This window comes from Bradyrhizobium sp. ORS 278 (genome assembly GCF_000026145.1).
Lineage (GTDB): Bacteria > Pseudomonadota > Alphaproteobacteria > Rhizobiales > Xanthobacteraceae > Bradyrhizobium.
In genome coordinates, this window is record NC_009445.1 from 4,091,338 (window position 1) to 4,115,512 (window position 24,175).

Consider the following 24,175-nt stretch of genomic DNA (forward strand, 5'->3'; position numbering starts at 1 on the left):
GCTGTTAGCGGATCGGCGGCGCGTACTGCAGGCCGCCCTTGTTCCAGAGCTGGTTCAGACCGCGCGCGATCTGCAGCTTGGAGCCGGAACCGACATTGCGGTCATACATTTCGCCGTAATTGCCGACAGCTTTGACGATCCGCGAGAACCAGTCCTTGGTGAGACCGAGCTGCTCGCCGAGATTGCCGTCGGTGCCGAAGGCGCGCTTGAAGTCGGGCTTGTCGGACTTGGCCATCTCGTCGACGTTGGCCTGGGTGACGCCCATTTCCTCGGCCGTGATCAGCCCGAACAGCGTCCACTTCACGATGTCGAACCACTGGTCGTCACCGTGGCGCACCATCGGACCGAGCGGCTCCTTCGAGATCACCTCGGGCAGCACGACGTGGTCAGCCGGATTGGCGAGCTTCAGGCGCTCGGCGTAGAGGCCGGAGACGTCGGTCGTGAACACGTCGCACCGGCCGGACTCATAGGCCTTCACGGTCTCGTCGGCGCCGGCGAACGCGATCACCTCGTACTTCATCTTGTTGGCCTTGAAGTAGTCGGCGAGGTTCTGCTCGGTGGTCGTGCCGGTCTGCACGCAAACCGAGGCGCTGTTGAGCTCGAGCGCCGAATTGACCTTGAGCGCCTTCTTCACCATGAAGCCCTGGCCGTCATAATAGGTGATACCGGCGAAGTTGGCGCCGAGCGACGTGTCGCGCGACAGGGTCCAGGTGGTGTTGCGGGACAGCACGTCCACCTCGCCAGACTGCAGTGCAGTAAAGCGGTCCTTGGCCGACAGCGGAACATACTTGACCTTGGTCGGGTCGTTGAAGATCGCAGCGGCGATGGCGCGGCAGACGTCGACGTCGAGCCCGGTCCAGTTGCCCTTGTCGTCCGGATTCGAGAAACCGGGCAGGCCCTGACTGACGCCGCAGGCGAGCATGCCGCGATCCTTCACGGTCTTGAGCGTTTCGGCCTGGGCGCCGACGCTCGCCAGCACAGGGGCGAGAGCAAGAGTGAGAGCCAGAGTGACGCGTTTCATAAATACAGCCTTTCGCGGTCGTCCTTGGGGAGCGATGAAATCTCAGCGCGTGGTTGGGGCCGACCTGAAACCGCCTTTGCAAACGCCATACCAAGAATATGACGTGCGCCATGCACAGCGACGCCGTGCATGCATCAAGGAAGCGGACATCGCGGCAGGCCCCTCAACGTGCAGCGATCGAATTCCGCCGGCATCACAGAACGACTGGCGTTCCGGGTCAAGGGGTTGACGGCCCTGTTCTGCATTCTGTTATTAACGACCGTAGTCCTGCCCGATTTGCGCTATCCCGGCGGCAATACAAGAGAAAAGACACACTGATGGCATCCTCGAACGACCCCGCTTCGGCGGTGCGACAAAACGTCGAAACACGGCTGGTCACGGTGGGACGGGACACCAAGGCGCAGCACGGATTCGTGAATCCGCCGGTCGTGCATGGCTCGACCGTGCTGTATCCCACCGCGGAGGATCTGCATGCACACCGCGGCGAATTCCAGTATGGCCGCCACGGCACACCGACGACGAAAGCGCTGCAGCAGGCCTTGATGGCCCTCGAAGGTCCGCAATGCGCAGGCGTCGGAATCGCGCCGTCCGGTCTCGGAGCCATCTCCACGACCCTGCTGTCGGTGCTGAAGGCCGGGGACCATGTTCTGGTCTGCGACAGCATTTATCGTCCCACCCGAAATTTCTGCAACGGTATGCTGGCGCGCTACGGCGTCGAAACGACCTATTTCGATCCATTGATCGGCACAGGAATTGAGCAACTGCTCAAACCGAATACACGCGCGGTGGTTGTCGAGGCGCCCGGCTCGCAGTCCTTCGAAATGCCGGACATTCCGGCGATTGCAGCGGTGGCGCATGCGCATGGCGCGCTGGTCATCGACGACAACACCTGGGCCACGCCGCTGTACCACCGCTCCCTCGACCAGGGCGTCGACATCAGCATGCAGGCGGCCACCAAATATATCGGCGGCCACTCCGACATCATGTTCGGCACGATTTCGGCCAACGCGAAGGCGTGGCCGCTGATCTCCGAAGGCATCCGCCTGCTTGGCGTCTGCGCCGGCCCCGACGACGTGTTCCTCGCCCTGCGCGGCGTGCGGACGCTCGGCGTGCGGCTCGCGCAGCATCATCGCTCGGGACTGGAGATGGCGCGTTGGCTCGCGGCGCGCCCCGAGGTGATCGAGGTGCTGCATCCCGCGCTCGAGAGCCATCCGGGCCACGCGATCTGGAAGCGCGACTTCACCGGCGCCTCCGGTCTGTTCAGCATCGTGCTGCAACCAAAGCCGCAAGCCGCCGTCGACGCCATGCTCGACACGCTGACCTTGTTCGGCATGGGTTATTCCTGGGGCGGCTTCGAGAGTCTCGCGATCCCGTTCGACTGCTCGAGCTATCGCACCGCAACCTCATGGGCGCCCGGCGGACCCACGCTGCGGCTGCACATCGGGCTGGAGAACACCGAGGATCTCAAGGCCGATCTCGACCGCGGCTTCGCGGCCTTCAACGCCGCGTAAGTCGGCTTCGCCGGCGGCGAAACGCCCGGCGATCAGGCAGCCGGGGCCGACAAAATAGCGTTGATCCCCGGCGGATTGGGCGTAGCCTTCGCGGCAGGGCTACGGACACGAACGGGAATCATGGTTCTGCTCGATCTGATGGGCGGCGTCGCGTTGCTGCTGTGGGGCCTTCACATGGTCCACAGCGGCATTCTGCGCGCGTTTGGACCGGATCTTCGGCTGTTGCTGTCGCGCGCGCTGCGCAATCGCTTCAGCGCGCTGCTCGCCGGAGTGGGCCTCACGGCCCTGCTCCAGAGCAGCACGGCGACCGCGCTCATCACCACATCCTTCGCCGCCGAAGGCCTCGTCGGCCTGATCCCGGCGCTCGCGATCATGCTCGGCGCCAATATCGGCACCACGCTGATCGTTCAGGTGCTGTCGTTCAACGTCGCCGCTGTCGCGCCGGTGCTGTTCGTGCTCGGGCTGGTGGCGTTCCGCAGCGGACCGCGATCTCGGATCAAGGACCTTGGGCGCGTGTGCATCGGCCTCGGCCTGATGCTGCTGTCGCTGCATATCCTGATCGACACGCTGGCGCCCGCGGAACAGGCGCCGGCCATGCGCGTCTTCATGCAGGCCATCACAGCGGACGTGACACTGTGCGTGATCTTCGGCGCCGTCGTCACCTGGATCGTGCATTCCAGCGTCGCCAGCGTGCTGCTGGTGATGTCGCTCGCCTATGCGCATTTCATCACCGCCGATGCGGCGCTCGCGCTGGTGCTCGGAGCCAATCTCGGCAGTGCCGTGAATCCCGTGTTCGAAGGGGCGAAGCGTGACAATCCGGCGAGCTATCGTCTGCCGGTCGGCAACCTTCTCAACCGCATCATCGGCATTGCCCTGATCGTGCCCTTCCTGCATCCGCTCGCCGCGCAGCTGCAGCTGTGGCAGCCGGATCTGTCGAAGCTGACGGCCCAGTTCCACATGGCCTTCAATCTCGGCACAGCGGCGGCGTTCATCGGCCTGCTCGGCGGGATGGAGAAGATTCTCGTACGGCTGTTTCCGGACCGCCCGGCCGAGGTCGATCCGGCAAAGCCGCGCTATCTCGATGAAGCCGCGCTGGAGACTCCGTCGCTCGCCCTCGCCGATGCCGCGCGCGAAGCGCTGCGCATGGGCGACCTGGTCGAGACCATGCTGCGCAACGTGATGACGGCGATGATGACCAACGATCGCGGTCTGGTCGATCAGGTCTCGCGCACCGACAACATCGTCGACCGGCTCGACGAGGCGATCAAGCTCTACATCACCAAGCTCACCCGCGGCAGCCTCGACGAGCGCGAGGGCAAGCGCGCGATGGAAATCATCTCCTTCGCGATCAACCTCGAGCATATCGGCGACATCATCGACAAGAACCTGAGCGAGCTCGCCACCAAGAAGATCAAGCGGCGCTTCCAGTTCTCGATCGAAGGCGCCGACGAGCTGCAGTCGTTCCACCGCCAGATCATGGAATCGCTGCGCATTGCCTTCGGTATCTTCATGTCGGGCGACGCGCAGCGGGCGCATCGCCTGCTCGACCAGAAGGCCGAGCTCCGCAATGCCGAGCTCGCCGCCACCGAGCGGCACCTGGAGCGCCTGCGCGAAGGCCGTTCCGAGACGCTGGAAACCACGTCGCTGCATCTCGACGTGCTGCGCGATCTCCGGCGCATCCACTCGCACATCTGCTCGGTCGCTTATCCGGTGCTTGATGCGGCGGGTGAAGTGGCGACGCGCCGGAGTGACGTGGCGGACGGCGTGGCACCCATCAGCCCCCTGTCCCCATCGCAAGCCCAGCCGCTGCCGCGCTGAGCGCCTTGCGGGCTGCGAATTAGTTCGCTCCGTCATGGCCGGGCTTGTCCTGGCATCCACGTTGTCCGGCATGCTCGGCTCGACGTGGATGCCCGGGACAAGCCCGGGCAGAACTGAGTAACTCACCGGCAGGATCGTTCGCCGCGATAGTTCCAGACTTCCATATGCGATCGCCCTGCCTGCGCCAGGGCGCAGCCGGCAGGCCCACGTCGCCGCCCGCTCAATTGCTCAGCGTCTGCGATTCCCGTTGGCGGTTCTTGAAGATCAGCATCACGTTGCGGACGTAGATGACGTTCGACAGCAGCTGGCCGAAGATGATCACCGGCTCGCGCTTCACGAGACCGTAGATCAGCGTCATCAGGCCGCCGCCGATCGAGAAGAACCAGAAGGCGAGCGGCACGACGCTCTTGCCGGCGCGCTCGCTGGCGATCCACTGCACCAGGAAGCGCGCGGCGAAGGCGAGCTGCGCGGCGAGGCCGAACACCAGCCAGAAATCGAACTTGGCGATGAAGATGTCGTAGAGATAGTTGCTGAACGCCTGCCCGAATTGAATCAGCATCATGTCACCTCGATCGCGACCGGCGTCGGCTTCTTGCGGCGGATCAGCCACCACACGCCGGCGAGATCCATGATCCCGATCCACAGCCGGTCGAAGAAGCCGTAATTCGACACGCCCGAATGCCGCGGACGATCGATCACGTCGATATAGGCGATGTCATAGCCCTCGCGCCGCACCAGCGCCGGCAGGAAGCGGTGCAGACCATCGAAATACGGCATCATCAGGAACACATCGCGGCGCACCGCCTTGAGGCCGCAGCCGGTGTCGCGCGTGCCGTCATGCAGCACCGCGTTGCGGATCTTGTTGGCAAGCCGCGACTGTAGCTTCTTGAAACCGGTGTCCTTGCGGCCGACGCGCTGGCCCGCAACGAGGCCGACACCCGCGCCGCCCTTTTCGAGCGCGGCAATCAGGTCGGGCAGAAACGCGGGATTGTTCTGGCCATCGCCATCCAGCGTGGCGACGATGGCGCCATGGGCGGCGCGGATGCCGCTTCGGACCGCGGCGGATTGACCCGTCGATTTCTCATGCCGCAGGACGCGCAGGTTCGGCCGCCGCGCCATCTCCTCGGCGAGCCGTTGCGCGGTGTCGTCGGTCGAGCCGTCATTGACGTAGATGATCTCGTAAGCCCACAGGCCGTCGAGCGCAGCCGCGATCTCGGTAATCAGCGGCGTGATGTTGCCGGCCTCGTTGCGCACGGGAACGACGATGGAGACGGCAACGGGGGTTTCGGTCGACAAGATGGGGACTCGTGATGACGTGATCGGACCGGTTCCTGCCCGGCGCTGCGGCGGCGGGGGCTTATTATGGGGCTTGGGCCCCGCTCGCAACCCCCTAGCGCGGTACGATCCGACCGTCCTTGGACAGACGGAAACCGAGCCGGCGTGCCGCGAACCAGTAGCGGACCAGCATGGCGCCGGCGAGTCCGACGACGGCGCCGCCGACAACGTCGCTCGGATGATGGGCCAGCAGCACCAGCCGGCTCAGGGCGATGATGACGGCGTAGACGAACATCGGAATTCGCAGCCGCGGCCAGACCGCGCCGACGGCGAACGCCAGCGCGAAGGCGGTCACGGCGTGGGCCGAGGGCATGCTGAAATAGGCTGGCGTGCCGTTGAAGGGATCGAAGTTGAAGGCGTTCGCCTTGCCGCCCACGAACGGTCGACCGCGTCCGATGATGTATTTCAGCGCCTGCGCGGCGAGCACCGAGGTCAGCACCGCGAAGAAGAGATACTGCACATGGGTCGCGAAGTTCAGCAGCCGGCTGCGCGTGGCCTCGGGCCATAAAGGCGCGATCAGGATCGTCACCACGACGCCAGCGGCCAGCAGCGCCAGCACATATTCATCCTGGCCGAACTCGGTGACGATGCGCCATGGCCACAGGCTTGGGGTGCCGCGCGCGGGCATCAGGCCGATCTCGTAGACGTCGAAGGCGACCATCAGCACCAGGATCGTGCCAAGGCCGATGGCGCCGAGCAGCAGGAACTGGCGCAGGACATTTGGCCGGCTCGCGGCGTCAGGCGCCGCCTGCGGACGGCGCACAAGACGGCCCAGGGAGAATTTTCCGACCAGCGCGAGCTGCGCGAAATAGCCTGACGACCGCGAAGAACTGTCGGGCGCAGACATCTACTCGGTCCCTTCCGAGCGATAGATCGCAATCGAGACCGGGCGGCCCTGGGAGATATTGTAGCCGTCGATGCGGCGGGCGACGTTGTAGCGCAGCCCGATCGCCTCGGCGCGCTGCACGAAGGCGCGCTCGGTACGCTGCTCGACCAGCGCGAAGCGGCAGGTGCCCTGGCTGAGGAAGTCGGCGGCTCCCGAGCCGTCCGTCAGTTGCGTCGACGTGCCCGTCATGAACACCAGGCTGGGCTCGTGGAAGCCGGCGGCTGCCGCCTTCGGCCCGACGCAGACGACATTGCGCAGCGCGCGGGCAATCTCGGCGCTGGGGAACAGCGGCGTCAGCGCCGGCAGGACCGCGCCATAAACGACGAACGCGAGAAACATCGCAGCGACGGCGGCATTCAGCAGCGAGCGCTCGGCGCGGCCATCGTCATAAAGCCACCAGGCGAACAGGCCGAAGATGAGCGATACAGCGACGAACGGCCAGGCCAGGAACACCGGCTGGTGCGTCACGATGATGGCGCCGATTACCGCGACCACCGAGGTGATGGCCGGAATGGCGAACCACCAGGCTGCCCCCCTCCGCAGCCAGGAGCGCGACAGCACGCGTCGCTCGAGCGCGCCCACCGTGAGGATCGCAATCGCCGGATACAGCGGCAGCACGTAATGTGGCAGCTTGGTCAGCACCGCCTCGAACACGATCCAGGACGGCAGCAGCCACGCCAGCAGGAATTGCGCTCCCGGCTCGCGCCGCGCACGCCACACGGCCGGCGCGGCCATCGCAGCGAGCGGGGCACCGGGCCAGAACGTGATGAAGAGCAGCAGCAAATAGAGACCCGGCGGCGCCCCATGGGATTCCTGGGCGCTGATTTTGCTCAGCATGTCGCCGCCGACCGAGTCGGTGAAGAAGGTATCGCCGGCGCGCAGGAAGATCAGCACGAACCAGGGCAGCACCAGCACCAGCATCCACATCAGGCCCCAGACGGGCCGCAGGCGCCACAACCAGCCGGCGCCGCGATCCATGATCGCGAGCGCGATGATCGTGAGCCCGGCGAACATCAGGATCAGCGGGCCCTTGATCAGGATGCCGGCGGCGAGCGCGGTCCAGAAGATCGCGGGCGGCCCCCATGGCGGATGCTCGGGGTCCTCGCCGCGCTGCCAGGACAAATAGATACGCGCCAGCGCGCCCATCGCGGCGACAACGGTGAACAGCAGCATCGCATCGGTCTTGGCGAGCCGCGCCTCGACGCCGAGCAGCACCGAGCAGCACATCAGGAGCGCCGCGAACACCGCGCCGCGCCGCGTGACGAAGGCGAGCGCCGTCCAGTATGTCAGCAGGACTGCGCCGATGGCGCCGATCAGAGAGGGAATGCGATAGACCCAGATGCGCAATTGCGCGCGCGGCAATCCGATGGCCGAGGCGGTCTCAACGGCAGCCGACTGCAGCCAGTAGATGCCGACCGGCTTCTTGTAACGCACGTCGTCCTGGAACCGGATGTCGACGTAATCGCCGCTCTCGACCATCTGCTTGGTCGCCTGCGCGAAACGCGCCTCGTCGCGATCGACCGGCGGAATCGTGAAAAAGCCGGGCAGGAACAGCAGCAAGCCGCAGACGAGCAGGAACGCGACCGCCCTGGCATGGCTCACGGTGACGGCATCGATCATCCGCACCAGCCGATTGCCCGGATTCACCAGGTTCTTCGGCTCGCGCGGCTCTCCAAAACGGGGGCGGGCATAGGTCTCGACCATGGGGTTCCGAATACGCTGAAACCACCATGCCGACAACCGCTTAGCGAACGGTCACTGGATTCTGACCACAACTGTGTCCGCAGCGCCCGTGGCGTCGATCACGGTGAGGCGCGCAAAGCCCGGCCCGGGCGGATCGATCAGGCGCTGGCGCCGGCTGTCGATCTCGCCGACCCGCAGGCCGTTGACCATCATCGTCAGCGGCAGCACGCCGCCCGAGACTTTCACCGGCATCACCGACGCTTCAGGGCCGGCCGAGCGGTCGACATCGATGCGCGAGCCGTTCAGCGGAAACTGGATGTGCGGCGCCTGCTCCGCGCCGCTGCGCACGAGTTCGCCGATCGGGCGGAACCGGCGCAGCGGCAACGGCAACTTCGAATTGCTGGCGACCAGCGCACCCTTGGGCGGCTTGGGCAAGGCGACCGGCAGCTTGCCTGAGCGCGCGAAGGCATCGAACAGGATCGGCGCCGCGGCGACGCGACCGATCAGTCCGGGCACTGGCGCGCCGTCGGGACGGCCGACCCAGACGCCGATCGTGACGCGGCCGTCGAAGCCGACCGACCAAGCGTCGCGATAGCCATAGCTTGTGCCGGTCTTGAACGCGATGCGGTTGCGCGCAGCGTTCTCCGGCGGCGGCGTGCCGAGCAGCACGTTGCCCACCTGCCACGCGGCGGCCGGATCCATCAGCCGCATCGGCTCGCGCGCATCGTCCTTCTCATCAGCCGTCATGATCTCGCGCAGCGGCTTGGTCGTGCCGAGCCGCGGGAACCCCGCATAGAGCTGCGCGAGATCCTGCAGGCTCACGCCGACGCCGCCAAGACCCATGGCGAGACCCGGTGCCTCGTCCTTCGGCAACACGAGATTGCCGCCGGCCTGCTTCAGCCGCGACGACAGCCGGCTGGCGCCGACGCGATCGAGCAGCACGATCGCGGGGACGTTCAGGGACAGCTGCAGCGCCTTGCGCACGGGCACGGTGCCCTGGAACGTCATGTCGAAATTCTCGGGCGCATAGGAACCGAAGCGCACCGGACGGTCCTCGATCAGGCTCTCCGGATGCACGAAACCATCCTCGAAGGCGAGCCCATAGATGAAGGGCTTGAGCGTCGAGCCCGGCGAACGCACCGCGCGGGTCATGTCGACCTGCCCCGCCCGCTTTTCATCGAAGTAGTCCGCGGAGCCGACATGGGCGAGCACATCGCCGCTGTCATTATCGATGACGATGATGCCGACCGAGACGTTCGGCCCCAGCGCCACCGCGCGATCGCGCGCCAGCGGCTCCAGCACCTTCTGCAAGGTCGAATCGAGCGTCAGGCGGATGATCGGCTGGTCCTTCACGAGCGCCATGGCCTGGTCGGCGGCATGCGGCGCCAGGATGGGCATTGGATTGCGGAAGGCCGGTACAGGCTGCGCCTTGGCCTGCGCGGCCTCCTCGGCGGAGATCACGTTCTCCGAGACCATGCGGTCGAGCACGCGATCGCGCCCGCGCCGCGCGGCCTCGAGATGGCGGTCGAGCCGGCGCGTCTCCGGCGACTGCGGCAGCGCCACCAGCAGCGCGGCTTCCGCCAGCGACAGCCGCTTCGGCTCCTTGCCGAAATAGGCGATGGAGGCGGCGCGGATGCCTTCGAGATTGCCGCCGTAAGGCGCGAGCGTCAGATAGAGATCGAGAATCTCGTCCTTGCTGAGCTTCCGCTCGAGCTCGAGCGCGCGCACGATCTGCCTCAGCTTGGCATGCAGCGATCGCTGACGCCTGGGCTCGAGCAGCCGCGCCAGCTGCATCGTGATGGTCGAGCCGCCCGAGACGATGTGGCCGTTCGAGCCGAACTGGATCGCGGCGCGCGCCAGCGCCCGCGGGTCGACGCCGTGATGGTCGGAGAAGCGCTGGTCCTCGTAGGCGAACAGCAGCTTCAGATAGGTCGGATCGACGTCCTTCCTCGCACTGACCGGCAGCCGCCACCGCCCATCCGCCATCGCATAGGCGCGCAGCAGCTTGCCGTGGCGGTCGACCACGGTGGTCGACAGCGCCTTGGCCTCTTGGAGCGGCAGCGGGCCGAGGGAGACGGTGTAGGTCGTGAGGGCAACGGCCGCCAACGCGACAACCGAGAGCGCAGCTGCAAGCAGCCGTTTGACGCCCCGCCCTCTCCTCCCGTCATGGCCGGGCTTGTCCCGGCCATCCACGTCGTTCGGCGTATGCGACATCCGACGTGGATGCCCGGGACAAGCCCGGGCATGACGGCTGAGTGTGTGGCTCCGGCGTGCCATCCAATTGCGATGAGGGAGTGTGCGGCTCCGTCATCAGTCCATCACCGCTCGTTCCACCCTCGCTCATTTCGCTGCGCGGACCTCCACGGCGCCTGTCCCGGTCCGACCATAGCGCGAGGGATTGTACATGTCCTCGACATAGGCCTGCGGCAGCACGTATTTGCCCGGCGACACCGCGCGCACGACATAGGCCACCGTGAACACCGCCTTGGAATTCGCGGCGCGGTCGAGGGCTGCCGTGAAGCGGTCGTCGCGGAACTCGGTATTGACGGGTTCCTGGCCGTCCTCGATCCAGTCGAGCGTGCCGGTGTCGCCCGACGACACAAGATGCGGATTGTCGATCTCGAGCCCCGCCGGCAGATAGTCCGACACCATGATGTGCCCGTATTCCGGCTTGGCCTCGGTGACCTTCAGCACAACGGCGAAACGGTCGTTCTGCTTCACAGTCTTGATGTCGGCCGGCTTGCCGTCGAGCGTGTAGTAGCCGCGCTCGATCTTGAAGCCGTTCGACGCCGCCGGCTCCGGCGTCAGCGGCGAGCCTGACACCGAGACCACCGCCTGCACCGGCGCCTCGCCGGTGTTGGTGATCTTCAGCGGCTGGCCCGACAGCTCCGCCGCCTTGTAGCTGCGGTACATCGCCTGCTTCACCGCCTGGCCGTTGACATCGAGCGTCAGCGTCTCCTTGGCAAGCGCGCGCGCCGCCAGCACCATCCACGCATTCTCCTGCGTCGAGGTGTACGGCGTCAGCCCGCGCGCGGCCTCGACGCGGGCCACCGCCTGCGTGAGCGTCGCGCGCGGCGCGTTGCCCTCGCCCGCCAGTGACACCAGCGCGGCGGCGTCGCGCAGGTCCGAGCCGTAGTCGGTGCGGCCGAACACCAGCACCGGCTTTGGCGCGAGGCTGTCGGCGGCGGCACCATAGACCCGCTCGGCGCGGGCGCGGTCGCCGACCAGCGCGAGCGCCGCGGCGAGCTGCGCCTTGGCAATTGGAGTTGCCAGATTGCCGAGCTTGGTGTCGGCGAGATAGCGCAGGTCGCCGATCGGCGCCGCGCCATTGCGCGCCAGCACGTAGAGGCCGTAGGCGAGGTCGCGGCCGCCGGTCTTCTCCGGCTCCTCGGCATTGACCACCGAGTTCCTGACGCGGTCGAGCGCGCTCTTGAACAGCACGTCCGGCACCGCAAAGCCCTTTTCGCGGGCGCGGGTCAGGAAGTCCGTGACATAGGCATCCAGCCAGGGATCGTCGCCGCCCGCCGACCACAGGCCGAACGAGCCATTGGATCCCTGACGAGCAAGGAGCCGATCGATGGAATCGCGGATCCGCTGGTCGACCTCGGTGTCCATGGCTAGATGCGCGCCGGCCGCGAGCTCGTTGACATAGAGCAGCGGCATCGCCCGGCTGGTGATCTGCTCGGAGCAGCCATGCGGATAGCGGTCGAGCGCCTTCAGGATGGTCGCCGCGTCGAGCGCGGTCGACAGCCCCGCCGACAGCGACACCGTGCCGGTGCCCGCCACGAGATCGCTGAACATGTCCGACGTCAGCGTCAGGCTCTCGCCCTTGGCCAAGGTCCTGATCGAACGCCGCGCCAGCACTTGCGTCGCGGGCTTGACGTCCAGCTGATAGTGCCGCGCCAGCGCCAGCCCGTTCGGGCCCTTGATGTCGACGTCGAGCTGGGCCGCGCCGGTGCCCGAGGCGTCCAGCGGCAAGGTCGACGACCCCCGCTGCTTGGCCGCGAGCTTGATCGTCACATTAGCATTGCCCGAGACCTTTACCGGCCCGCTCGCCTTGACGGCCACGACGTAGTCGCCCGGCGCGCCCTCGACATTGTCGACGTCGAACGACAGCGTGCCGCGATCGCCGCTCAGCAAGAAGCGCGGCAAGGTCGCCGTCAGCACCACGGGATCGCGCACGGTGACGTCGATGGTGGCGCGGCCGACCTTGGTCGCGCTCCAGGCCACCGCCATGACGCGCGCCGTGCCGGCGAACTCCGGAATGTCGAACGACACCTCCGCGTTGCCGTCAGGGCCGACCGTGACGAGCCCCGAATACAGCGCCAGCGGCTTTTGCGTCGGCGGCGAGCCCTGCAGCTCGGCGCCGCCGCCGTCACCGCCGGAGCGGATCTGGCCGCGCGTGCCCTGCATGCCGTCGATCAGCTGCCCATAGAGATCGCGGATCTCGGCCGAGAGCTGGCGCTGGCCGAGATAGTAGTCGTCCGGCGCCGGCGGCTTGTAGTTGGTGAGGTTGAGAATGCCGACGTCGACCGCCGCGATCACGATCTTGGCGTCCTCGCCGGGATTGAGCCCGCCGATCTTGACCGGGATCTTCAAGCTGGAGCCCGGCCGCACCAGCGCCGGCGGCGTCAGCGCGACATTGAGCGTGCGCGCCTGCTTGTCGATGCCGAACCAGGCAACGCCGAGCGCGCGGCCCGGCATGCGCTGCGCGGCCGCATCGAGCGGACGCCGGAGCGTCGTCACCACGTAAGCCCCCGTGCCCCAGTCCTTGCCGACGGGAAGCTTGACCTGGTTGGTGCCTTCCTTGACCTCGGTGGTCTGCGTCGTCAGCAGCCGGTCGCCGAGCACGTTGACCGTGAGCTTGCCGGCGGTGCGCGCATTCACCGTGACGACCATCGTGTCGCCCGACTGGTATTGCGGCTTGTCGAGCGAGGTCTCGAGGAGATCCGGCGTATCGGCGCTGCCGTCGGTGTACCAGCCGACATCGAACTGCAGCGACGTCACCGGCCCATCGGCCTCGGCCGACTTGACGTCGAGCCGGTAGCGCCCGGCCTCCGGCTGAAAGCTCAGCCGCGCCGGCTTATTCGCCGATATCGTGATGTCGCCATCGCCGACGCGTGTCGTCGACTTGACCGGCTCGTACTCCCAATAGGCGTTCTGCCTGTACCATTGATAGCGCGACTCGATCTTCAGCAGCTCGTAGCGCAAGCCGTTGCGCGCCAGCGTCTTGCCGTCAGGCGAGACGAACACGACGTCGAACTCGGCCTTGTCGCCCTCGCCGACGCTCTTGCCGGAGAATGACGGCTTGATGCCGATCTGCGCCGCCTTCGGCGCCACCGGCAAGGTCAGCTTGCGCTCGACGGCGCGGCCGCCGGTCTCGGCCATTCGCACGAAGATCTGCGCCTCCTGCGGCCGGCTCGACGACGGCGGCTTCGGCAGGCTGACCGGGAAGGTCGCCGCGCCCTTGTCGTCGGTCTCGGGCAGACCCTCGATCGGCGTGCGCTCGTTGGAGGCGCTCTCCTCGTCGGCGACGCCGAACTGATAGCCCGGGAAACCTGGCCGCTCGGATGCCGTGGTCACCAGCAGGTCGCCCTCGAGCTGGAGGCCTGATGCCGGCGCGCCGTAGAGGAAATGGCCGTCGACCTTGATATCCGCCGGAGCATCAGGCTTGATCTGCTTGTCCTTGGACGCGAGATCGAATTCCAGCCGCTCGGGCACGTAGTCCTCGACCAGGAAAGTGGTCTCGCCGACCGCCGCGCCTTTGGGATCGGTGAAGGCGCGCACGCGATAGGTCCCGGTCGGAACCGCCGCGTTCAGCGCCACGCTCAACGAGCGGCCACCGGCGCCCTGGTCGGGCAGCACGGCGCGGCGGAACTCGACGCCGTCGGGACGCTCGACCACCAAGGTCAGCGGCGTGCCGGTCATCGCGTTGCCCCGGGCGTCGCGCAGCAAGGCGGTGAGGTAGACGGTCTCGTTGGAGCGGTACACGCCGCGCTCGGAATAGACGAAGGCATCCGGTCCCGCCGGCGCCTCGCGCCCGGCGACGCCGCGATCCGACAGGTCGAACGCCGATGTCTTCAGGCTGAGGAAGGCGTAGTCCGCCTTCTCGCCCGACACCGTCAGCATCGCCGGCGACAACCCGCCCTCTCCCTTCGCCAGCCCCGTCTCGAAAAGCACATGGCCGGCCTCGTCGGTCTTGCGCGTCGCCAGGATCTCGTTGTTGCGCGCCACCAGCCGGACCTCGGCCCACGCCACCGGATCGGTCGAGGCCAGCGAGTTGACGAACACGTGGATGCCGTCATTGCCGGAGAACGCGGCGACGCCGAGATCGGAGACGATGAACCATTGCGTGGCGAGCTGGCCGCCGCTGTCCTCGTCGTTGCCGCTGGTCGGGCCCTTCGGCGCCGCGGTCATGACATAGACGCCCGGCTGCATGTCGCTGAGCGCCTGGTCGACCGGGAAGGCGGTGGTGACGTCCTGGTTGAGCGTCATGGCGGTCGAGAGCTCGCCGTTCCACACCTTCATGCCGCGCTCATTGCCGAGGTCACCGAGCTGATAGCTCGACAGCGGCTTCTGGAAGTCGCTGTCGATGACGGTGTTGATCAGATTACGGTCGCCGATCCGGAACACGTTGATGTTGACCGCAGGCGTATTCACGCTGACCAGCGGAATGCCCTTCTGCCCCGTCCGCGGCAGCACATAGGCCTTGCCGGTGAAACGCACGAACGGCTTGCGGTCGCGGACATAGATGTTGAACTCGGCCGATTTCGGCAGACTCTCCTTGACGCCCGAGGGCAGCCCGGCGCGCAGATTGATGTTGTAGCGCTCGCCATGCCTGAGGCCCTCGACGCAGAGCTGCTTGTCCTCCGAGGTCAGCGCCGGCTTGTCATTGCCGGCCTGCGCCACGAACGGCGAGAAATCGGTGCGCTTGGCGAGGTCCTCGGAAAACTGGAAGCAGGCGCGCGGGCTCGCCGAGTCCGAATCCACGGTGTAGTCGAGCAGCTTGAAGCCGTGCTCATCGCGCATCCGCTCATATTGTCCACGGACATCCGCGACCTCGCGCAGTTCCAGCGACATCCGCAGCGTATCCAGCGCCGGCCGCCAGAGCTTGCGCTCGGCCATGGACTTGCCGAGCACGGCGAGCGCATCGGCCTCCTCGCCGGCATTGCCGGCGCGCTGATAGGCGATGTAGGCCGCGGTCGAAGCCCGCTCCAGCAGGAACGTTTTCTCCGATGCATTGGCGGGCCAGATCTGGGTCAGCACCGTCCGCGCCAGACGCAGCCAGTTGCCGGAATCCTCCGGCGCCACGGTTGCGATCTGCCCGAGGATCTGCAGGCCGGTGCGCAGATCGTTGCGCCGCAGCGCCGCGTCGGCATCGGTGCGCAAGGTCGCGAGCGGCTTGTTCACCGTCCCCGCCTCGCTCTTGATCTGCGCCTCCAGCTTGATCGCGGCATCCGCGAGGTCATCGCGCTTGAACGCCTTGTCGGCGGCCAGAGCCGCGGAGCCGGCCGAGACGAGGCCAAGCGCCATGACGGCGCAGACGGCGGCGGCGCGAACCAGACCGATCATGGGACAGCTCCTTGGACGGTTCTCGATATGAATTTGGAAACGATCTCGGGGACGGATCGCCCGGCGGGGACGCCCGTGTTTGGCCGATTCGTGGTCAGAATGGACGCGAAATGGTGACGGACTGATGGCGATGGTTGTGGCGACCAGAATAGCGGGTCGCGGCCGTCGGCGGCCGGGCGCGGCCGTAAAATTCTGTTCATCAACCGCAATTCACAGCCCATGGCAACCCGGCAAGGCCCGCGGCCGCCGTTCATCCGGCGCCACCGATGCGGAAAACGGCGCAAAAGCCCTCCCCCGCCTCCGCTTGGTCGCAGCGCCCGTGGATCCGGTTCGCTCACTCTTGGCGAAACCAAAGATTTTTCATATGACCCGTGCTAAGGATTCCGCGCCGGCCGGCCCCGCCCGCCGGCGCCGATCCCGTGAACCGGCCGCCATGCGTGTTCACGTCGTGTTGGTTCACATCGTGTCCGTTCGCGTCGCGTCCGTTCACGTGTTCGCCGTTCGCCTCGCGACGACGGTCCCATAGCTCAACTGGATAGAGTAGCGGATTTCTACTCCGCGGGTTGCAGGTTCGAGTCCTGCTGGGATCGCCACGTCCTTGTCTAGCCACGGCTCATTAATTGATACGGCTCTGGGTGAGCCGCTCTGTAAGACCAGTGTCATCACGGCCGCTCGCACGCAAACGCCTCACGCGCACCACCGCGGCGCTGATCTGCTCAGCCGCAATCCGGTCGAGCGGTGGTGTCGGTGCACGTCCCAAGGACGCGAGCAGATCAGCCTCGACGTGCTGGCGCGCTGCTTCCGTTTCAGCGACGATTTCCTTCATTCGGCGGCGGCCGCGGGAGCGTTCGGCAACGGTTAGCCGATGGCGGCTTGATGCTGTCATGGCTACCACGAGACATTACATTTTGTTCTTTTTTTGTTCTCATGCAACAGCCCTTCCGCAAGTATCTGAATTGCGTACCAATTTGGCGCGAGCGGCTGAGATCGCCCTGGTAATCAGGCCATGTCCGAGATAGGCGGCACCAACGGGCACGTGGTATGCTCGCCCGGGACCAGTTTGGAGATGATCGAATGCACTACGGATCAAGGCTCTTCGCAGGTGCTGCAATCGCGGCTGGAGGTCTCGTAATCTGCGGCTCGATGCTGCACCACAGCGAGGCGCGAGACTGCGATACTCGGATCGAACTCTGTCCGGTATCGGACGCCGCCTACCTGCCGGACGAGCCGGCGCCAGAGCATGCACCTCAACGCTTGATCAGGGCGCAGGCGGTGGCATCGGTCTCAACGGCTTCGCTCGACTGGAAGGCGCCGTTCAGGACCATCATGACCTAACGCTGCGCCTCAAGCAAAGCTCGCGCTGACGAGCCACTCGCGCTTGCTTTGCGACGCTCGCGAAGTAGTTTGCACTGAAGCAAGCGGGTGCGAACGCACGACAGCGTCACCGACAGCGTTGTTGCCGGGCTGCATCGGTTCTTCGGTCTCGTATTTCATCGGCCTTGCGATGACCCCGCGGTCATGCACAATGACCTCGACGCCGGCGGGTGGAAGCCGTCGGCGCCAAGGCCAGACATCAGGTCAAATCAGACTGATGCTGGGTCTTGCCTTGATCAGGTAGACGATGATCGCGATTACGATCACCACGGCGGCACCGGTACCGGGTAAACCGGTGCCGGTGATGTCGATGGGTCCGACGTTAAGTCCGATAGTTGATTCCATCAGTCTCTCCGTTACGATAGTGCGCGGGCGATGTGCCGCGCACGCCTAAGATGGCCGATTTTCTTCCCCGTCCGCAACGCAAAGTGCCTGCAGAGAAGTCCTATCAACGTGCACTTTGCTCAATAGATCGGCAGAAGCGCGCCAATCCCTTCCATTTGTACCCTATTGTCTCTGCTTTGCTACATCCGCAATACCCCGGCACCGTAGCCTCCCCGCACCGCACAACATGCTGTGAAGGCTACTAATTAGGTCGCGATGATTCGAAGTATCGGCGACCCAAGTGAACCGCGGGGTGAACGCTGTTCGGTGGAGCGGCCCGGCAAAATAGAATTGCTACGACTCTGGTCAGATTCAGTCTGCTTATCTCGGACCGGCTGCACGATCTCGATTTGCTCATCGGTGATGGTGTTGAAGGTCGAAATTTATGGGGACGAATTGGCCGAGGCCGAGGCCGCAGCGGATACGGACAACTCGATAGAGCCCGGAAACACAGGGTGGATACCGGGGCCGAAAACTAGGGCGCCAGCAATGATCGTGATGATAATGGTTTTGGTGGCGCGGATCATCTAAAAATTCCTTTTGTTGTTATTGGTATTTGTTATTTATGCGTCGGCATCTGCCAGATTGCCCGCCCGAAGCAAGAATTTTTGCTTGCCGCGCTGCTTGCTGCCGGACGCTCGGGCAGGCAGACCCGGTGCATGGAACGACCGATATTACGGAGCTTCCGCAGTGCCCTGATTGCCGGCCTCCTCCCTCAAGCGGCTCACGAAGCCAGCATCGACGCGATCGCAGAGGCGCTGTAAGGCCTACCCTTCGGCGTCGTAGGACCCTGCTCGGCGAGTTCGGCAGAGATTTCGCGCAACGACAGCCGCGGACGGCGCTGAACCAATTCACGTGCCATCGCCACGGCCTCAGGGCGGCTCTCTGAGAGACTTTTGCGGCCCTCGACCTTCCTGCCCGTCGTGCGGCGTTTGCGCTCCCGTGCGCCTCGCAGCTTCGCCACGGTCATAGCCCTGTCGAATTGTGCGACGGCGCCAAGGATCTGGCGCACCAGAACGGCAGTTGGCGTGTCGTCGAAGGAGTCCGGCTTGTCAGCGGCGATTAGGGTGATGCCGTCGGCATGCAAGCGACGAAGCCCGGTTTCCTGCACGATGAGATCACGGGCAAACCAGTTTGCGGTCTCGACGATGATCGTTCGGACACCTTGCCGGCGATCTGCTCCAGCGCCGCGGCAAAGCCCGGACGCTCATCGATGGCATCGGCACCAGCAACAGCAGGATCGTCGAACCAGGCCACGATCTGAAGGCCGGCCTTGTTCGCATAGGCCTGGATCGCCTTGCGCTGACGGATGACCGAGTCCTTCCCCTCCCCGACGTTCGCCGCGCTGCTCGTGCGCGTGTAGCCGATCGCTGGTTTTCGCTTTATCTGTACCAATTTCCTCTGAAATCAGTACAAACTGAGGCTAATGCCATGGAAACGCGGGGAAACGGCACGGCCTCCAGCTCAATTCACAGGTGTGCGATCGTGCGGGAGTTCCGCTTTCGTTGAGACCGGGACCCGGTTCAGCTATACTGCGACTCGAGCGGCGGACGGCTTCCGTAACGATCATCCTGGTGCCCGCGCTGGGCACCCGTGTCGACATCGTCGGCGCAGGGACGGCCCCACTTTGAATGATCGCGCGAGATCGCGATCAGGGAATCCGTCCCATGCGCGTTACCTATCTCGACGGCATTGCCGCGATCGCCGCGGCCGTCCACGACTGGCCCTCGCTGGTCTCAGCCATCGTTCTGGTGCTGCTCTTGCCGGCAGCTTCGCTTCTTCGAAGAAATAATCGCGGACGCATGTGCGTGAGAGCGGCGGACTCATGACCTGCCGCCCTCCGCTGCGGCATCGCCTACTGCACCCGCCTAAGACTGCACCGCTTTTGCCAGACCCGGGCCGGCTTCGGATACGGCACCTCCCCTGCCCCTTGGCAACGAGGACAAGGCCTATACGGCGGCAGCGGCGCGCCTAGCCGGACAGGCGTCATTGTGACCTCTTGGCCCGTACAGTTACAGGCCGGACATTGCATCGTGTTGATCATTGCTTTGCTCCGAATCAGGGAGTGATTGCCTGTGCCGGAGTCAAGCAGTTGCCGATAACTCTGCAACGCACCGAGCTGCGTCTGTGGAAAGGCTCACTTCAGCCCGTAGTACTTCAGAGCCGCCTCTTTGAGCAGATCGGTAGCCACTGCCGAGCCGATCTTCCAAGCTCCCGACGCGACCTTCGGCGCATTCTTCTTCAGCCAAGCCAGGGCCTTCGGACCTAAAGGCTTGTCCGCGCTCTGAGGGTTTTCCTCAGCAACTATGTCCGTGATCTCTTTGGCTGCGTCCGCCGGCAATCCAGCTTTAGCAAGCTCACTCACCATCGAGACAGCATCACCCGCGACTATCGCGAGGCTTACTTGAGCGCCCTCGGTGGCTGTTACATGCGTCACGTTACCGTAGACCGTCTGATTGAAGATCTGAGTGACCGTCGCCGCGCTGTCGGCTGGCTGGCCTACCACCTGATGCAAGGTGACCTCGACAGCTGCCGGCACGCGCTTTTCGAGCTCTATGGTGAGCTCAAGTATCCTTGCCCTAACGGTCTGCACGATCTCTCGCAAGGCAACCTGCGATATTTCGGCAGTGATTTCGTTACAAGCGTAGTCTTCATAAACCTTGCCTTGCAGCAACAGGATCAGATTGGACGCATTGACCCCTATCCCGCTCTCGCGGGAAGCCATCTCCTGCACGGTCGCAATGCTTTCCCTGATCTTACTCTCGGCCGAGCCTTTTCCAGCGTGCATTTCCACTAAATACGTCGGAATAGGCGCGTTTCGGATGCCAGAACCAAAAGGACCGGACCAACTGCCGGAGAACGACAGCGGCACTACTCGATAACTAGGAACTGTCACGGCCTCCTTCGAATATCCCTCAGCTTCAAACCTAACCCAATCCTCAAGCGGCTCACTGCCGAGGCGGGACGCCAAAAACCGCAATTTGAGAAGTATTGTGCCGAGGTCTGGATTTTCCTGAAGGATCGCCGCCTGGATTTCGCGAAGTATGCTCATCTGGCAAGCTCCGGCCGTGCGGCTAAACTATGCTGGGGCTAGGCGGCATCAAGTCCAAAGGCCGCCCGGTGACTTTGCGTAGCCGCTATGTTCTCGCGGACAACTTCCATTTGATGCCTCATGCGAGGAGTCGGAATCGACGCGCCCTCAAGGCGCGCCAACACAGCTCTACGGCTTTCGAGGTATTCGCGAGTCGAAATGTCGACGTTGGCCAAGATCGTATCCACGGGTCACTTCAACCGATTCGCTAGGATGAACCAAGATAGCCGCACCAATCCGCGGATGCAAAACGCGCCGGAAAGGTAATCGACCGGGACATCGCTCCTGGGACATCCGGGACAAATGGGACATTTGTTCCGAAAGAAGAGTGGCTCCGCCTGTCTGCGCGAAGCATTGCCCTTTCCACCTTAGCGAATCGGCGGGAGTTGAATATGAGGCATCGGCCCTGGCGGAGTTGGGATCGGGAACGGAAGGTTCGGACCAGCACCACCGCCCGCGCCCGGACCCGGCATCGAGGGAGTGAAATTGGGAAAGGGCAGCTGAGTAGGTACGGGCGGTTGAGGCAGATTGGGCATCTTTCCTATGATTGCCTTGGCTAGATCCAAAGAGCTGTTGAGCGGCCCAAGCAAAGCATTAGCCGTTCGAGCCAGACCGTCAGCCGTCCTCTCGAGACTCTTCGCTGTACCTTCAAGGTCATGCGATGTCTCTTTAGCATCCTTGACAACTTTGACCCAGGCCTCTGGAGGAGCTGGGAAGAGGTCGAGCTTGATTGTGGTCCAGCCAGCTAAAATCACAGCAAAAAAGAATAGGAATGTTTTCAGGAAAAACCGGATCAATTCCATTTTCCGATCCTCTCGCCGAGCGTACGCGGTGGAAACCTCTGCTTGCGTCGAACTACAAGCGCAAGTTTAGCGTCCCGCTCCTAAGTCGGCGAGACCTCAGTACCGCCATTTCCTCTGAAACGTTCGAGAAAATTGGGGACAGTGTCCGAAGGATTGCAAGCCTTGGCCCGCCAACCGCCCAGTCGGGACCTCCCTCCGGCGCTTGGTGCGCCTCGGGTGTCCCGCCCTCCGATCATTCCGCTGCTGAAACGGTACGGCCGGACAGGTCCAACATCATCCATACTGGCAGGAGCTTCATGCTTATGCCGTTGACGGTGCTGATCGCCTTCCGAACCGGCTCATGCGGTGCGCTAAAATCCGTCACGCTCACTATATGGATTAGGTGACGTAACGCATTTTTGCGTAACCGAAGAGCGTACATTCTAGCAGCGGCTTGAGCATTGCTGCGAGCCTGCTTCTCCTCGGGCGATAGGTTCAAACTGGGACGGCCGCGCCTTTTGCCTGAGCTGCGAGTCGCGCGGTATTTGCGCGAACTTGCCGCGCCCTTCACCCGCTTCGCTGCAAGGCGGATCTCATAATCCGGATCGTCCTCTGCACCGCGATAGCGGAATCCGAGCTTCGAACGCTCCCGCACTCCGATCTCCAGCGTGATGTCGCTTTGGTCGGCTGACCATCGCTTGTTCGACACCTCAGACCTAACAACATCGACCCACGCTAACGAAGGGTGAAGGCGGCCGGACCCGCTGCCTTAGCTCTCCCGGCCATACCATTCTTGTACCGGGTCGCCCAAGACGCCCCACCTTGCCATGGTTGCGCCATGGTGCCGCCGCGCGCCACGTTCATGTCTGAATATGTCCACGAACGATGAGATGAGCATGCAGCCGCCTCGCGCCGTCGTGGAACGACATGGCAAATGCGATTTCAGGAGCAATCTTGTTCAACCATGAAGCATCCCGGTCTGTGGTCCGGCTCCTGCGGTCGCGGCTGCGCGACCACCGCACCGAGCTGGCGGAGCTGCGTCGCCACATCCGGCCGGGCGACATCGTCTGCGACGTCGGCGCCAACAAAGGCAGCTTTCTGTATTGGCTGGCGCGGTGGTCGGCGCCCGGGCGGGTCATCGCGTTCGAGCCGCAGCCCGATCTGGCTGCGGGTCTGACGCGGATGTGCAGCCAGTTCGCGCTCGACAACGTGGTGATCGAGCCGCGTGCCGCCTATTCCTGCACCAGCCGCAAGACCTTGTTCGTGCCTGATGGTCATCAGCCCGGCGCGTCGCTGCTGCGACCCGCCGAGCGGTCGAGGACGATCACGGTGCAGACCGTCGCGCTGGACGATTATCTGCCGGCGACCGGGCAGGTGTCGGCGATGAAGATCGACGTCGAGGGGGCCGAGCTCGACGTGCTGCGCGGCGCCGAGCGGACGCTGGAGCGGTTCCGGCCGCTGATCGTCGTGGAATGCGACCGCCGCCTGGCGACGCTGGAGCGGATGAAGCAGACCTTCGCGCTTCTGCTCGGCCTCGGCTATCGCGGCGAGTTTTTGTCTCGGGGCCGGCTGCTGCCGCTGTCGGCTTTCGATCCCGAGATCCACCAGCGCGCCGACGGCGATTGGTTCTGGAAGCGCAAGGATTATTGCAACAACTTCCTGTTCCGGAGCCCGGAGCCGCGGGCGTCGTGACGCCGGCGGATGCGTCGGGCCGTTGCGATCATCTGCCGTAACGGGAGACGAAACCGGCCGGCGACGTCCATGCGCGACAACGTTGGCGGACGGTCGGCACCTTCCAGAACGAAACGCTTCGGCCCACCGGCTGAAACCATTTCCCTCCCGCGACGAAAACGTCCTGAAACAGACCAGCGGCATCCTCAGCCCATCACATTGACCGCTGGGAGTTGGCCATGACCGCGCTGCTGACCTTCATCTTCGAATCCTATTGCATGAGCTGCCGGGCAATGTTTCCCGAGCTCGAGGCCGGTCGTCCGGCCGCCGAGTGATCCTGCCGCAGCGCGGCCGAGGCCGCCGCGCTCCTCGCAACCAGGGACCCGCCCTGCCCCGTTAAGCTTTCCTCTTCAGCTTAACGACGGCTTGCAATTGACGCCCGCGCCTTCATTCGCCACCTCAGTGCGCGATGGAGTTTTTTGAAATGTTCGAATTGGCTTTATTGACCGCGGTCGTTTTCATCGCCGCGATTGCTCTCGGGACCATCTATCAGCGGCGGCAGGACGTGCTGTATGGACCCTACATCAGCGATCCCGCGTGGGGCCCGGTGCTGAACGAGGACGGCGTCGAGACGTCGTCAACCTGAGATCCGGCTCCGACGGCTGCCTCATGCCGTCACGGGGCTTAGACCGCCGTCACAGGCTCACATGGCCGCCGGAATCGCTGAGCAGTGCATCCAGCCGGTCCGGGCTGACGTGCTGGCCGCTCGGCGTCTCGATGCTGACGGAGTCGGCGCCCAGGCGCAGATAGGTGTTGGCGGTCAGCAACGCGTCCTGCGCGCTGCGGCACCTGATGGTGGCGATCGCGCTGACGCTTTCGGCCCGGACGGTGAACGACGCGGCAGTCATGAAGACGAGCCCGTTTGCAAAGCGGCGGCTGAAGGGAGCCGGAGCTTATGCAAGGGGACGCGCTGATCTCATTGAGCTGGATCAAACGGCCCGGCACGGCTATCGCCGATGGACTCCGTCATGCCCGGGCCAGGACGAC

The 24,175-nt window shown here is 64.7% G+C and carries 17 protein-coding genes, 1 tRNA gene and 1 pseudogene; 5 read left to right on the forward strand and 14 right to left on the reverse strand.

Annotation, left to right across the window (positions count from 1 at the left end; all coding sequences use genetic code 11):
• Positions 1 to 4: 4 nt before the first annotated feature.
• On the reverse strand, positions 5 to 1,021 hold the full coding sequence (locus BRADO_RS18285; protein WP_011926809.1) for an amino acid ABC transporter substrate-binding protein: 1,017 nt from the start codon (positions 1,019 to 1,021) through the stop codon (positions 5 to 7).
• A 317-nt stretch (positions 1,022 to 1,338) separates the two neighbouring features.
• Here BRADO_RS18285 and metC point away from each other — a divergent pair, with 317 nt between their 5' ends.
• Positions 1,339 to 2,532: a cystathionine beta-lyase gene (gene metC, locus BRADO_RS18290; RefSeq protein ID WP_011926810.1), complete on the forward strand. Its 1,194-nt coding sequence runs from the start codon at positions 1,339 to 1,341 to the stop codon at positions 2,530 to 2,532.
• A 120-nt stretch (positions 2,533 to 2,652) separates the two neighbouring features.
• Positions 2,653 to 4,350, forward strand: a complete 1,698-nt coding sequence (locus BRADO_RS18295; protein ID WP_011926811.1) for a Na/Pi cotransporter family protein — start codon at positions 2,653 to 2,655, stop codon at positions 4,348 to 4,350.
• A gap of 220 nt (positions 4,351 to 4,570) precedes the next feature.
• On the opposite strand, the gene BRADO_RS18300 is transcribed toward BRADO_RS18295, so the two are convergent.
• From BRADO_RS18300 to BRADO_RS18325, 6 genes are all read right to left on the reverse strand, one after another.
• A complete protein-coding gene (locus BRADO_RS18300) occupies positions 4,571 to 4,909 on the reverse strand; it encodes a lipid-A-disaccharide synthase N-terminal domain-containing protein (protein WP_041757593.1) in 339 nt (112 codons plus the stop codon).
• Entirely contained in the window at positions 4,909 to 5,646 is a 738-nt protein-coding gene (locus tag BRADO_RS18305; protein ID WP_011926813.1) for a glycosyltransferase family 2 protein, read from the reverse strand. Before BRADO_RS18305 ends, BRADO_RS18300 begins: the two co-directional genes overlap by 1 nt.
• A 94-nt stretch (positions 5,647 to 5,740) precedes the next feature.
• Positions 5,741 to 6,532: a phosphatase PAP2 family protein gene (locus BRADO_RS18310; RefSeq protein WP_011926814.1), complete on the reverse strand. Its 792-nt coding sequence runs from the start codon at positions 6,530 to 6,532 to the stop codon at positions 5,741 to 5,743.
• Positions 6,533 to 8,275, reverse strand: coding sequence for a glycosyltransferase family 39 protein (locus BRADO_RS18315; RefSeq protein WP_011926815.1), 1,743 nt, complete (start codon positions 8,273 to 8,275; stop codon positions 6,533 to 6,535).
• A gap of 51 nt (positions 8,276 to 8,326) precedes the next feature.
• On the reverse strand, positions 8,327 to 10,447 hold the full coding sequence (pbpC, locus tag BRADO_RS18320) for a penicillin-binding protein 1C (RefSeq protein WP_041757595.1): 2,121 nt from the start codon (positions 10,445 to 10,447) through the stop codon (positions 8,327 to 8,329).
• Between the two features lie 147 nt (positions 10,448 to 10,594).
• Positions 10,595 to 15,826, reverse strand: coding sequence for an alpha-2-macroglobulin (locus BRADO_RS18325; protein WP_011926817.1), 5,232 nt, complete (start codon positions 15,824 to 15,826; stop codon positions 10,595 to 10,597).
• A 516-nt stretch (positions 15,827 to 16,342) separates the two neighbouring features.
• On the opposite strand from BRADO_RS18325, the gene BRADO_RS18330 reads away from it, so the two are divergent.
• Positions 16,343 to 16,419: transfer RNA gene (locus BRADO_RS18330), tRNA-Arg, on the forward strand.
• A gap of 23 nt (positions 16,420 to 16,442) precedes the next feature.
• Here BRADO_RS18330 and BRADO_RS35065 read toward each other — a convergent pair.
• The 6 genes and pseudogenes from BRADO_RS35065 to BRADO_RS35075 all read right to left on the reverse strand — a co-directional run bounded on the left by BRADO_RS35065 (position 16,443) and on the right by BRADO_RS35075 (position 22,112).
• A complete protein-coding gene (locus tag BRADO_RS35065) occupies positions 16,443 to 16,652 on the reverse strand; it encodes a hypothetical protein (protein WP_157872586.1) in 210 nt (69 codons plus the stop codon).
• Between the two features lie 752 nt (positions 16,653 to 17,404).
• Positions 17,405 to 17,545 (reverse strand): hypothetical protein, encoded by a 141-nt coding sequence (locus BRADO_RS35450; protein WP_011926821.1) that lies wholly within the window; start codon positions 17,543 to 17,545, stop codon positions 17,405 to 17,407.
• A 763-nt stretch (positions 17,546 to 18,308) separates the two neighbouring features.
• Positions 18,309 to 18,979 (reverse strand): annotated as a pseudogene (locus BRADO_RS18335) (recombinase family protein).
• 742 nt (positions 18,980 to 19,721) lie between these two features.
• Entirely contained in the window at positions 19,722 to 20,636 is a 915-nt protein-coding gene (locus BRADO_RS18345) for a hypothetical protein (RefSeq protein ID WP_011926824.1), read from the reverse strand.
• Between the two features lie 407 nt (positions 20,637 to 21,043).
• Entirely contained in the window at positions 21,044 to 21,478 is a 435-nt protein-coding gene (locus BRADO_RS35070; RefSeq protein WP_011926825.1) for a hypothetical protein, read from the reverse strand.
• Between the two features lie 232 nt (positions 21,479 to 21,710).
• Positions 21,711 to 22,112, reverse strand: coding sequence for a hypothetical protein (locus BRADO_RS35075; protein WP_011926826.1), 402 nt, complete (start codon positions 22,110 to 22,112; stop codon positions 21,711 to 21,713).
• Positions 22,113 to 22,411: 299 nt separating this feature from the next.
• Between BRADO_RS35075 and BRADO_RS18350 the strand changes: the two genes are divergently transcribed.
• Both BRADO_RS18350 and BRADO_RS35455 read left to right on the forward strand, forming a co-directional pair.
• Complete coding sequence (locus BRADO_RS18350) at positions 22,412 to 23,149, forward strand: FkbM family methyltransferase (protein WP_011926827.1); 738 nt, start codon at positions 22,412 to 22,414, stop codon at positions 23,147 to 23,149.
• A gap of 463 nt (positions 23,150 to 23,612) precedes the next feature.
• A complete protein-coding gene (locus BRADO_RS35455) occupies positions 23,613 to 23,774 on the forward strand; it encodes a hypothetical protein (protein WP_011926829.1) in 162 nt (53 codons plus the stop codon).
• Between the two features lie 49 nt (positions 23,775 to 23,823).
• On the opposite strand, the gene BRADO_RS18355 is transcribed toward BRADO_RS35455, so the two are convergent.
• Positions 23,824 to 24,036, reverse strand: coding sequence for a hypothetical protein (locus tag BRADO_RS18355; protein ID WP_011926830.1), 213 nt, complete (start codon positions 24,034 to 24,036; stop codon positions 23,824 to 23,826).
• Between the last annotated feature and the right edge of the window lie 139 nt (positions 24,037 to 24,175).

Coding starts and splice junctions, on each gene's coding strand:
- BRADO_RS18285 (WP_011926809.1), bottom strand. CDS start 1,021: ATGAAACGCGTCACTCTGGCTCTCACTCTTGCTCTCGCCCCTGTGCTG.
- metC (WP_011926810.1), top strand. CDS start 1,339: ATGGCATCCTCGAACGACCCCGCTTCGGCGGTGCGACAAAACGTCGAA.
- BRADO_RS18295 (WP_011926811.1), top strand. CDS start 2,653: ATGGTTCTGCTCGATCTGATGGGCGGCGTCGCGTTGCTGCTGTGGGGC.
- BRADO_RS18300 (WP_041757593.1), bottom strand. CDS start 4,909: ATGCTGATTCAATTCGGGCAGGCGTTCAGCAACTATCTCTACGACATC.
- BRADO_RS18310 (WP_011926814.1), bottom strand. CDS start 6,532: ATGTCTGCGCCCGACAGTTCTTCGCGGTCGTCAGGCTATTTCGCGCAG.
- BRADO_RS18315 (WP_011926815.1), bottom strand. CDS start 8,275: ATGGTCGAGACCTATGCCCGCCCCCGTTTTGGAGAGCCGCGCGAGCCG.
- BRADO_RS18325 (WP_011926817.1), bottom strand. CDS start 15,826: ATGATCGGTCTGGTTCGCGCCGCCGCCGTCTGCGCCGTCATGGCGCTT.
- BRADO_RS35065 (WP_157872586.1), bottom strand. CDS start 16,652: ATGAAGGAAATCGTCGCTGAAACGGAAGCAGCGCGCCAGCACGTCGAG.
- BRADO_RS35450 (WP_011926821.1), bottom strand. CDS start 17,545: ATGGAATCAACTATCGGACTTAACGTCGGACCCATCGACATCACCGGC.
- BRADO_RS18345 (WP_011926824.1), bottom strand. CDS start 20,636: ATGAGCATACTTCGCGAAATCCAGGCGGCGATCCTTCAGGAAAATCCA.
- BRADO_RS35070 (WP_011926825.1), bottom strand. CDS start 21,478: ATGGAATTGATCCGGTTTTTCCTGAAAACATTCCTATTCTTTTTTGCT.
- BRADO_RS35455 (WP_011926829.1), top strand. CDS start 23,613: ATGTTCGAATTGGCTTTATTGACCGCGGTCGTTTTCATCGCCGCGATT.
- BRADO_RS18355 (WP_011926830.1), bottom strand. CDS start 24,036: ATGACTGCCGCGTCGTTCACCGTCCGGGCCGAAAGCGTCAGCGCGATC.